Origin of the sequence: Streptomyces sp. MBT53 (assembly GCF_016654115.1) — a bacterium.
Taxonomy (GTDB): Bacteria; Actinomycetota; Actinomycetes; order Streptomycetales; family Streptomycetaceae; genus Streptomyces.
The window spans coordinates 18,479-29,561 of sequence record NZ_JAEQAZ010000110.1 but is presented as its reverse complement, the minus strand read 5'-3'; the positions used below and the strand labels follow the sequence as shown (position 1 = coordinate 29,561).

Sequence of the window (11,083 nt, the reverse complement as noted above, 5' to 3'; positions counted from 1 at the left end):
GGGACGGGGGCGGAGAACGCGCGGGCCGACGACGCCATCGATCCGCCGGCCGACCGCCCGGCACCCGTCCAGCCCCCTGACGCAACCGACCGCAAGCCCGCCCCCGCCCGGCGCGGTGCCGCCGACCCCGTGAAGGCGTTGATGCACCGCCATCGCGAACTGTGCGAGCGCGCCGTCGACCCGCTGGAGATCGCGGCGGGCCTTGAGGCGCACGGTGTCACCGACCGGACCGCCACCCGCTTCCGGCACCGTGACGTCTTCTCGCTCGCCGAGGAGATGTACGCGCGCGTGCCCCGCGCCGACACGGCGGCCCCGCACTCCGACACGGACGTCGTCACTACGCCCAAGTCCCGCGCCGCCTGGGCCGTACTCGCGCTCCTCCCCGGAGTCCTCTGCGCCGCGGCCGTGACCGGCGTGCGGCTCACGGACGGTCGGGTGCGGCTCGCGGTGGCCGTCGCCGGTGTCCTCGCCGTGGCGTTCGGCGTGCGCATGGCGCTTCGGCGCGGCCCCCTGAGCACCCCGCCCGGCACCCCCGCGTGGCGCACCCCGCCGGGCACGCGCCTGTGGACGTACTGGCTGCTCGCCTACGCCCTCCTCGGCGACGGTCTGCTCCGCGCCGCGGCCGACGGCGGCCCCGACGTCCTGCCGACCGGCACCACGGACGGACCCTGGCCCACGGCCACCGCACCCGTCCTGGCCCTCACTCTGGCCTGCGCTCCCGCGGCCTGGTGCGCCCACCACTTCGCCGTACGCGCCCGGCGCAAGCTCGCCACCAGTCGCGGCCTCGCGGACTTCGCCGACTCCGTACAACCGCTGCTGCTCGGCACGTTCGCCCTCTTCCTGTGTGCCCTCTCCGCCCTCCTCGCCCTCTGCGGCGCGGCTCTGGGCGAGCCCGCCGGGTACGCCCAGGGCGTCACCCTGGGCGCACTGCTGCTGCTCGCTCGCCTTCTCTTCGTGCACGGCTTCACCCGCGCCCCGGTACTCGCCCTGGGCGCGGCAGCCGCGACGGAGGCCCTGGCCCTGGCCCTGGACCTCATCGGCCGGCTCCCCGGCTGCGGTTTCCTCGCCACACCCGTCGAAACCCTCATCGGCTCCTGGGGTCCGGGCAGTATTCCCGCCCTGGCCTGCGGAGCAGCCGCCCTGACCCTCCTGTTCCACACCACCCGCACGCTGACCAGAGCCTCCGCGCACGCGCCGGCGGACGAGCCGCGGTGACGCCGCCATGACCTCGAAGCAACCGGCCCCGTCACCCGGCCGCAGGCGCCCGGCCCCACCGCCGGAGGCAACCGCATCACCTTGTGAAGGAGAACGCCAGATGATCACCTCCCGATCCGGAGAGTCGGCCACGGGAGCCGTCCGATGAGGGTCCTGCTGATCGGAGCCAACGGCTACCTCGGCCGGTTCGTCGCCGACCGCCTGCTCGCCGACCCGGCCGTCCAGCTCACCGCGCTCGGCCGCGGCGACGACGCCGACGTCCGCTTCGACCTCGCGTCCGGCAGCCCCGGAGCACTCACCCGCTTCCTCGACGCCGTCCACCCCGGAGTCGTCGTCAACTGCGCCGGTGCCACCAGAGGCGGCGCCCGCGAACTCACCCGCCACAACACCGTCGCCGTCGCCACCGTCTGCGAGGCGCTGCGCCGCAGCGGCTGCGGGGCCCGGCTCGTGCAGATCGGCTGCGGCGCCGAGTACGGCCCGAGCCAGCCCGGTTCCTCCACGGCCGAGGACGCCGTCCCCCGCCCCGGCGGCCCGTACGGCGTCAGCAAACTCGCCGCCACCGAACTGGTCCTGGGCTCCGGTCTCGACGCCGTAGTCCTGCGCGTCTTCTCGCCCGCAGGACCGGGGACCCCCGCCGGCTCCCCGCTCGGCCGTCTCGCCGAGGCCATGCGCCGGGCCATGCAGTCCGGTGACGGCGAACTCAAGCTCGGCGGCCTCGGCGCGCAACGGGACTTCGTCGACGTACGGGACGTGGCCCGTGCCGTGCACGCCGCCTCGCTCTCCGCCGCGCAGGGCGTCATCAACATCGGTTCGGGCCGCGCGGTCCGGCTGCGCGACGCCGCCTCCGTCCTCGCCCGTGTCGCCGGATACGGCGGAGCGCTGCACGAACTCGACGGTCCGCCCGGACCGCTGCGGGGCGCCATCGGCCACCCCCGCACCGACCCCGACCACGCGCCGGTCGCGTACCCGTACCCGGACGGCTGCGGCAGCTGGCAGCAGGCCGATGTGCGCACCGCGCGGGACCGGCTCGGCTGGCGGCCCCGGATCAACCTGGAGGAGTCCCTCGCCGACATCTGGATGGAGGCGGCGTGCCGCATCTGACCAGTGCCACCCCGGGCAGCGCCAGCACCGCGGTCCGCACGGGCTTCGGCATCCCCGGGTACGCGCACCCCCTCGTCGCGCCGGCCGAGTGGGGCGAACTCACCCGCCCCGGAACCCCCTTGCACTGGGTCGTCCTCAACGTCTCCTCCGGCCCGGGGACACGGCCCGACCCGCACTGTCTGGAAGCGGTCGGCCGCCTGCGCAACATGGGCATCCGTGTTCTCGGTCACCTGGACGCCGCCTACGGCGCCCGTGCCTTCGGCGAACTCATCTCCGAGGCGCACCGCTATCGCGACTGGTACCGGGCCGACGGCTTCCTCCTGGACCGCTGTCCCCCCGGACGTACCGCCCTGCCCGAGGTCCGCCGCACGGTCACCACGCTCCGCGAGATCCGTGACGACGCCCACATCGTCCTGGGGCACGGCACCCACCCGCATCCCGGATACGCCGAGTTCGCCGACCAGTTGGTGACCTTCTCCGGACCGTGGAGCCACTACCGCTGGTCGCAGGTCGCCGAGTGGACCGCCGACCACCCTCCCGAACGCTTCTGCCACTTCGTGCACAGCGTCCCGCGCGGCCATCTCGACGAGGCGCTGCGCATCGCCCGCTGGCAGGGCGCCTCGACCATCTACTTCACCGACCGCACCGATCGCGGGGGCCGCACCGACCCCTGGGAGACCATGCCCGGCTACTGGGACGAGATCGTCTCGCGGATCGGAATGGGTGTCTCGGAATGAAGAAGGGCATGGCAGTGTTACGGGGAGAACAACTGTAGTGATTGACCGACCAACGGAGACCCCGTGTCGCTGCCACCCCTGGTCGAGCCGGCTGCCGAGCTCACCGTAGACGAGGTCCGCAGGTACTCCCGCCACCTGATCATCCCCGACGTGGGCATGGACGGGCAGAAGCGGCTGAAGAACGCCAAGGTGCTCTGTGTGGGCGCCGGCGGTCTGGGTTCGCCCGCGCTGATGTACCTGGCCGCGGCGGGCGTGGGCACGCTCGGCATCGTGGAGTTCGACGAGGTCGACGAGTCGAACCTGCAGCGCCAGATCATCCACAGCCAGGCCGACATCGGCCGCTCCAAGGCGGAGTCGGCCCGCGACTCCGTGCTCGGCATCAACCCGTACGTGAACGTGGTCCTGCACGAAGAGCGGCTCGAGGCCGAGAACGTGATGGACATCTTCAGCCAGTACGACCTGATCGTCGACGGCACGGACAACTTCGCGACCCGCTACCTGGTCAACGACGCCGCCGTACTGCTGAACAAGCCGTACGTGTGGGGTTCGATCTACCGTTTCGACGGCCAGGCCTCCGTCTTCTGGTCCGAGCACGGCCCCTGCTACCGCTGCCTCTACCCGGAGCCCCCGCCCCCCGGCATGGTCCCCTCCTGCGCCGAGGGCGGCGTCCTGGGCGTGCTGTGCGCGTCCATCGGCTCCATCCAGGTCACCGAGGCGATCAAGGTCCTCACCGGCGTCGGCGACCCGCTCGTCGGACGCCTGATGATCTACGACGCCCTGGAGATGCAGTACCGCCAGGTCAAGGTCCGCAAGGACCCCAACTGCGCGGTCTGCGGCGAGAACCCGACCGTCACGGAGCTCATCGACTACGAGGCCTTCTGCGGCGTCGTCTCCGAGGAGGCCCAGCAGGCCGCCGCCGGCTCGACGATCACTCCCAAGCAGCTCAAGGAGTGGATCGACGACGGCGAGAACATCGAGATCATCGATGTCCGCGAGGTCAACGAGTACGAGATCGTCTCGATCCCCGGCGCCAAGCTGATCCCCAAGAACGAGTTCCTCATGGGCACCGCCCTGGAGACCCTCCCGCAGGACAAGAAGATCGTCCTGCACTGCAAGACGGGTGTCCGCAGTGCGGAAGTCCTCGCCGTCCTCAAGTCGGCCGGTTTCGCGGACGCGGTCCACGTCGGCGGCGGCGTGATCGGCTGGGTCAACCAGATCGAGCCCGACAAGCCGGTCTACTAGACACACGCCTTCCCGGAAGGGGCTCGGCACCACGGGTGCCGGGCCCCTTCCCGCTGTCCGGGCGGACGCGGACGCTACGAGGCGCAGACCTTGCCGTCCTTGGGCACCGTCCCCTTCAGCAGATACGCGTCCACCGTCGAGTCGACACAGTCGCTCCCACTGCCGTACGCGCCATGGCCCTCGCCCTTCCAGGTGAGCTCCACACCGACGCCCTTGCCCAGCTCGTCGACCATCTTGCGAGCACCCTCGTACGGCGTCGCCGGGTCCCCGGTGTTGCCGACCACCAGGATCGGCGCCGCACCGGGCGCGCTGACCTCCGGGGTGTCGTACTGCCCGGCCACCGGCCAGTCGTGACACCACCCGGCCGTGTCCCAGCCCAGGAAGTCGCCGAACACGGGGGAGATCTTCTCGAACTCGGGCAGCAGCTTCTGCGTCTGCTCGGGCGTCGGCCGCTGCTTGTCGTCCAAGCACGATATGACCCGTTGTGAATGCGTCGTCGTGCCGTAGTGCCCCGCGCTGTCACGGTCGTTGTAGCCGTCGGCGAGCGCCAGCAGCTCCGAGCCGTCGCCCTCCTTCGCGGAGTCCAGGGCGCTGGTCAGCGTGGGCCAGCTCTGCTTGCTGTACAGGGGAAGGACGATGCCGGTCAGGGCGAGCGTCTGGGTCAGCTTGCGCCCGGTCGAGGTCGCCAGCGGTTTGCTGTCGATCTGCTTCAGCAGGGCCGCGATCTTCTTCGAGCCCTGCGCGGGGTCCTGTCCCGTCGACTTGAGGTAGTCGTCCAGGGCGCGCTGGAAGCCCCGGGTCTGGTTCAGGGCGTGGCCCACCGAGTCGGCGGTCGGGTCGACGACCGCGTCCAGGATCAGCCGCCCCACCTTCTTCGGGAACAAGTGGGCGTAGACACCGCCGAGTTCGGTGCCGTACGAGATGCCGAAGTAGTGCATCTTCGTGTCACCCAGAACCTGGCGCATCAGGTCCATGTCGCGGGCCGTGTCCGTCGTCGACACATGCGACATCAGCTTTCCGGCGGCCTTCTCGCAGCCCTTGCCGAAGTCGGTCGCGTCCTGGAAGTACGCCGTCTCCTCGGCCGGTGTGTCCGGTGTGGCGTCCACGTCCTCGGCGGCCTGGATCGCCTTGTCGCTGCGGCAGCGGACGCCCTCGCTCGCGGCGACCCCGCGCGGGTCCCAGCTCACCAGGTCGTAGTGCTCGTGCAGCGCGGACACGGTGGTGGAGTACGCCGGCATGTAGTCCACGCCCGAGCCGCCGGGCCCGCCGAAGTTGAACAGGAGCGAGCCGATGCGATCGCCGCCGGTCGCCTTCGAGCGGATCAGCGCGAGCCCGATCGTGGAGCCGTCCGGCTTCGTCCAGTCCAGCGGCACCTTGAGCGTCGCGCACTGCCAGTCGCTGCTGGGCGCGGCCGAGTCGCCGGTGGCCTTGCAGCGCCCCCAGTCGAGCTTCTGCGCGGTCAGCGACGCGGGCAGCGCGGCCGTCGTGGAAGAGGACGAGTCGGCCGCGGACGGCTTGGCGTCCCCCGCGCCCGCGCCGTCCTTGCCGTCGTCCGACGAGCCGCTGCTACAGCCGGCCGTCAGCAGTGCGGCGGCGGCCATCAGGGCCGTCCACCGTACGAATCGTGCCATGTGCATTCCCCCCTCGCAGGCCGTCCGCGTCACGCCGCGGATGGCGGTCAGGCCATAGTAGGCGGCCCGAGCCGAGCCCGTGGTGGCCTGTGGATAACCGTTTGACCTGCGGTTTTTCGCGAATATCGGAGGGAGAGTCAGGAGCAGACGGTACCGGCCGCCGGCACTTTCCCGTTCAGTAGATAGCCGTTCACCGCGCTCTGCACGCACTTGTTCTTGCTGTCGTACGCCCCGTGCCCCTGGCCCTTGTACGTCAGCTCGACCGCGACGCCCTTGCCCAGCGCGTCCACCATCTTCCGCGCTCCCTCGTACGGCGTGGCCGGGTCACCGGTGTTGCCCACGACGAGGATCGGCGCCGAACCGGCCGCGCTCACGTCGGGATGGTCGGCGGCGCCGGGCACGGCCCAGTCGGTGCAGGTCACCATGCCCCAGGCCAGGAAGTCTCCGAACAGGGGAGACGCGGCCTGGAACTCCGGCAGTTTCTGCTGCACGTAGTCGGTGGTGTAACGCGGCTTCTCGTCGGCGCAGTTGATGGCGACGTTCGCCGCGGCGATGTTGCTGTACTCGCCGTTCTCGCTGCGCCCGTTCATCGAGTCGGACAGCACCATGAGGACTTTGCCGTCACCGCTGTAGGCCTGTTCGAGCCCCTCGGTGAGGTACTCCCAGAAGTCCTTGGAGTACAGCGCCTGCGCGATGCCGTTGGTCGCGGCGGTCTGGGTCAACTGGCGGGGGAAGATGCCCGGGATCGGCTTGCTGTCGAGGCTCTTGAGCAGCTTGGCGATGCGGTCCTTGACGTCCTGTGCGGTGTCGCCGATCGGGCAGTCCGTGGTCTTCGACGTGCAGTCGTCGGCGAAGTTGTCGAGCGCCAGTTGGAAGCCCTTGGCCTGTCCCAGGGAGCCCTGCTCGGCGTTCTGCGTGGGGTCGACGACCGCGTCGAAGACGGCGCGGCCCACGTGCTTGGGGAACAAGTGGGCGTAGACACCGCCGAGTTCGGTGCCGTAGGAGATGCCGAAGTAGTGCAGCTTGTCGTCGCCGAGGACCTGGCGCATCAGGTCCATGTCGCGGGCCGCGTCGGTGGTGCGCACCTGGGGGAGCATCTTCTTGGAGTTCTTCTCGCAGGCCGCGTTGAACTGCTTGGTGTTGGCCAGGAGTCTGGTCCGCTCGGCCGCGTCGTCCGGTGTGGCGTCCTGCTGGAAGTACTCGTCGAGCTGGGAGTCGCTCTCGCACTTGACGCCGGCGCTGCGGCCGACTCCGCGCGGGTCGAAGCTCACCAGGTCGTAGCGGGTGCGCAGGGTCGCGTAGTCCTCGCCGAACGCGGGCAGTGTGGTGACGCCCGAGCCGCCGGGGCCGCCGAAGTTGAAGACGAGCGACCCGATCCGCTTGTTCGCGGGACCACTGGTCTTCGCCCGGACCAGGGCGATCCCGATGGTGTCGCCCTTGGGCTTGCTCCAGTCGAGAGGCGCCTTCATGGTGGCGCACTGCCACTTGCCGCCGTTCGGCAGTGGCGACGGCGCGGCGCCGCCGCCCTCCGACTCGGACGGGGCCGGGCAGTCCTTCCAGCTCAGCTTCTGGGCCGTCGGATCCTCGGCCTTGGAGTCGCCGCCGCAGCCCGCCAGCGTGGCGGACAGCAGGACGACGGTGGCGGTCAGGGCAGCGGCACGCAGCCGGGAGGGGTTCGGCATGGTCCCATCCTGAGGTCGCACACGGCAGGGCGCTCGGGGCACGGGCCGTACGAGGTACGCACGCGTGCGTGCCCCATGTTCCTCCGTGGGCGTGCTCTACAGGGAGCCCTTGCGGGACAGGTGGTTGAAGAACAGCCAGCCCGGCAGCACCGGAATCCACAGCGTCAGCAGCCGGTACAGCAGCACCGCCGGAGCGGCGACCTCCTTGGGCAGGCCGACGGCGATCAGACCGAGCGTCAGACTCGCCTCGACCGCTCCCACACCGCCCGGCGTGGGGGCCGCGGAACCGAGCGCGTTGCCCGCGAGGAAGACGACGGCGACGCTGGCCAGGCTGAGCGACGTCGACTGGTCGCCGAACGCCCGGATCGACGCGTCCAGGCACATCACGAAGCAGGCCGTCAGCAGCAGCATGCCGCCGATGCCGGTGACCAGCTTCTGCGGCCGCTGCAACACGTCGAGCATGCGCGGGATGACACCCGCGAACAGCGACCGCACGCGCGTGACGAGGAACTTCCGCAGGAACGGCACCGAGGTCACCACGAGCACGAGCACCGCCACCGTCAACAGCCCGGCGATGACCGTCCTGGAGGGCGACAGCGACGGTGTCTTCTCGGTGCCGGTCAGATAGCCGAACGACAGCAGCATCAGGATGTGGCAGCCCAGGCCGAACAGTTGCGACGCGCCGACACTCGCCACCGCGAGCCCGGGCCGCACCCCGGCCCGCTGCAGGAAGCGTGTGTTCAGGGCGACACCGCCGACCGCGGCCGGGGCCACGATCTTCACGAACGACCCGGCGACCTGCGCCGCCACCGCCCGCAGGAACGGCACCCGCTCCGGCACGAACCCCAGGAGGGCCATCGCCGCCGCGAAGTAGCTCAGCGCCGAGAACAGCACGGCCGCGGCCACCCAGCCCCACTGGGCGTTGGCGACGAGCGGACCGAACTCGATGTGCGTGAGCTGCGTCAGCAGGAAGTACGCGCCGATCGCGCCCGCGATGAAACTGATCAGCGTGCGGGGCCGCACCCGCTCCAGACGAGCCGGCTCGACCGGAGCCTGCGGTCTGATCAGCAGCACCTGGTGGCGGATCTGGGTGAGCAGATCCTCCTCGCGCGCCTCGTCCAGGGCATCGTCGATGGCCCGCTTCTCGGCCCGCTGCTCCGCCCGTACGGCCTTCTTGTCGGGCTTTTCGAGTACGGGCGTGGAGCCGCTCCCCGAGGCCGCCTCCGCGTGGGCCAGCCTGGTCTGCCGGGACGCCTCGAGGATCGCCTCGCGCTCCCGCTGGGCCCGCTCCCGGGACAGCCGGCGCAGCGTCGCGCGCGTGGAGCGCGACAGCGCGATGGGCTGGAGCATCGGCAGACAGTCCGCCGCGGCGTCGGGGCCGAGGACGCCGACCGCCGAGGCCACCGCGCGCTCGGCGCCCACCCGCAGCCCGAGCGTGGTCACCAACTGGGCGACGTCCATGCGCAGCAGCAGTTCACCAGCCGCGATCTCGCCGCCCCGCAGGTCGGTCAGGATCACCTTGCCGGAACGATCCACCAGAATCGCGTCACCGGCGAGCCTGCGGTGGGCGATGCGCCGCGACTGCAATGCCTGCACCTGGTGCCAGGTCAGGCGCAGCAGATCGTCGGTGATCTCCTCGTCCGCGAGCGAGTCGAGAGTGCGCCCGCCGGTGTGCTCGTAGACGAGCATCACGGCGTCGGGGCCGAGTTCCGAGGTCGCGATCAGCTTGGGGGCGTTGGCCCCGGCCGCGATCGCCGCGTACGCCAGCAGGGCCTCCTGCTCCAGCGCCTGGCGCAGCGACTGGAGGCTGCTACGGGTCGCGAAGCCCCGGAGCGTCAGATTGCGCCACGCGCGGTAGAAGAAGCCCTGGGCCTGCTGTTCCCGGTCGACCACGGTGACGTCCAGCGGTGGACCGTCCTCCAGGGTCACGAAGTAGCGCCGGCCGCGATCGCCGTTCTCGGTGTCGACGGCCTCCTCGCGGGCCGCGCCCACCGGGTGGAAGCCGACCGTCCGCAGGCCCGCCATGAGCGTCCGGCCGGTGGGACGGACGTTCGGGGAGCCCACCGCGTACAGCGTCCCGTAGGCGACGGTCCAGCCGATCAGCACCGTCAGGATGATCGAGAACGGAGTCGTGTACCCGGTGACCAGCATCGAGAAGGCGTCGAGCAGCAGCACGATCCACAGCACCGAGCGCCAGCGCGGTCTCCGGGACATGCCAACGGCCGTCATGTAGGCGATGACGGGCGCCAGGTAGCCGTGCACCGGGTCGGTGAGCGCGTGGATGTCACCGGGGGAGGGCTGGGTGAGCGCCTCCTGGATGGAGCCCGGGGCGGCCTTGGCGACCCACAGGTCCGTGGCGAGTGTCACTCCGTGGGCGAGGACCGCGGCGAGCACGCCGTCGGCGATGCGCAGCCCGTCGCGCTTGATCAGCCGCTCGATCGCGAAGGCGACCGGCACCAGCAGGATGGCGATGCTCGACGCCAGTCCCGCGATCTTGATCAGCAGGTCGGGCGCCTGGCCGGTGCCCTTGTTGATGTCCTGTTCGAGCCCCGAGGTCGTGCCGTGCGCGAACGCGGCGATCGCGAGCAGTACGACGATCGCGAGAAAGCCCACCAGGAGGCGCATGAGATCGGAAGGGCGGTGCACGCGCGCGGGGAGGAGCGGTTCGTCGCCCTCGACCTCTTCGGCGTGGGTCTCGCCGTCGCAGTCGTCGGGGCCGGGCGTGGCGTCGGGCGCGGGCGTCTCGGCGGGACCCTCCGAGGGGTCCTGCTCGGGCGCGTCGGCGGCGTCCGGGCGCGACGCAGCGTCAGAGGTGCCCTCCGCGTCTTCGGGGTGCACACCCTGCTGCTTCATCGTCTCTTCTTGATCTCGTATCACCAGTCACCGCCCGCACGATGGTGGCATGCCCCACCGACACACGGGGGCATCAGGGTGCAAATGCGGGGGCGCACAGTCTGCCCCACGCGCCGCTCCGGGGCGAGGGATACGCACAGTCGCCAGCGCGTCGCATTGTCGGTGCCGTGCGGCAGGATGGGGCGGATGAGCGAGCAGAGCCTTCCGGACGACACCGGCCCGGAGCACGCGGACGCGCTGCCCGAGTACGCGGAGCGGGTCCTCGACGTGGCCGAACGCATTCCGCCCGGGCGCGTCATGACGTACGGCGACGTCGCCGAATGGCTGGAGGAGGGCGGACCGCGCCAGGTCGGCCGCGTGATGGCCCTCTACGGAGGAGCAGTCGAATGGTGGCGCGTCGTCCGCGCGGACGGCAATCTGCTCCCCGGCCACGAACTGGAGGCCCTCGCCCGCTACCGCGAGGAGGGCACCCCTCTGAAGGAGGCGAACAGGGCCACCGAGGGCCACCTGCCACGCGTCGACATGAAACGGGCGCGATGGGACGGCGGCGAACGCGCGGACGGTCACACCTGACAGCTTCCGCCATCGGACCCGCCCGGGTGCGGCCTGTGATCCGTACGGG

The 11,083-nt window shown here is 71.0% G+C and carries 8 protein-coding genes; 5 read left to right on the top strand and 3 right to left on the bottom strand.

Annotated elements, in window-relative coordinates; all coding sequences use genetic code 11:
• The 4 genes from JHN45_RS32580 to moeZ form a co-directional block, all read left to right on the top strand.
• Window positions 1–1,215, top strand: a 1,215-nt coding sequence (locus tag JHN45_RS32580; protein WP_236584354.1) for a hypothetical protein, incomplete at its 5' end; no start/stop codon positions are given.
• Window positions 1,216–1,359: 144 nt separating this feature from the next.
• Window positions 1,360–2,316 carry an NAD(P)-dependent oxidoreductase gene (locus tag JHN45_RS32575; RefSeq protein ID WP_200714859.1) on the top strand — a complete coding sequence of 319 codons (957 nt, stop codon included), beginning with the start codon at window positions 1,360–1,362 and terminating at the stop codon, window positions 2,314–2,316.
• Window positions 2,304–3,053: a spherulation-specific family 4 protein gene (locus JHN45_RS32570; protein ID WP_201052466.1), complete on the top strand. Its 750-nt coding sequence runs from the start codon at window positions 2,304–2,306 to the stop codon at window positions 3,051–3,053. The genes JHN45_RS32575 and JHN45_RS32570 overlap by 13 nt, the downstream gene beginning before the upstream one ends.
• 63 nt (window positions 3,054–3,116) lie before the next feature.
• Window positions 3,117–4,295 carry an adenylyltransferase/sulfurtransferase MoeZ gene (gene moeZ, locus JHN45_RS32565; protein ID WP_019072108.1) on the top strand — a complete coding sequence of 393 codons (1,179 nt, stop codon included), beginning with the start codon at window positions 3,117–3,119 and terminating at the stop codon, window positions 4,293–4,295.
• Window positions 4,296–4,369: 74 nt separating this feature from the next.
• On the opposite strand, the gene JHN45_RS32560 is transcribed toward moeZ, so the two are convergent.
• From JHN45_RS32560 to JHN45_RS32550, 3 genes are all read right to left on the bottom strand, one after another.
• Window positions 4,370–5,926, bottom strand: a complete 1,557-nt coding sequence (locus JHN45_RS32560; RefSeq protein WP_201052464.1) for an alpha/beta hydrolase — start codon at window positions 5,924–5,926, stop codon at window positions 4,370–4,372.
• Window positions 5,927–6,063: 137 nt separating this feature from the next.
• Window positions 6,064–7,608 (bottom strand): alpha/beta hydrolase, encoded by a 1,545-nt coding sequence (locus JHN45_RS32555; RefSeq protein WP_201052457.1) that lies wholly within the window; start codon window positions 7,606–7,608, stop codon window positions 6,064–6,066.
• A 96-nt stretch (window positions 7,609–7,704) separates the two neighbouring features.
• Entirely contained in the window at window positions 7,705–10,461 is a 2,757-nt protein-coding gene (locus tag JHN45_RS32550) for a lysylphosphatidylglycerol synthase transmembrane domain-containing protein (protein ID WP_201052450.1), read from the bottom strand.
• A gap of 186 nt (window positions 10,462–10,647) precedes the next feature.
• Between JHN45_RS32550 and JHN45_RS32545 the strand changes: the two genes are divergently transcribed.
• The gene (locus JHN45_RS32545; protein WP_201052441.1) at window positions 10,648–11,034 is read left to right on the top strand and encodes an MGMT family protein; all 387 of its coding nucleotides are present in this window, start codon (window positions 10,648–10,650) and stop codon (window positions 11,032–11,034) included.
• The last annotated feature ends 49 nt before the right edge of the window (window positions 11,035–11,083 follow it).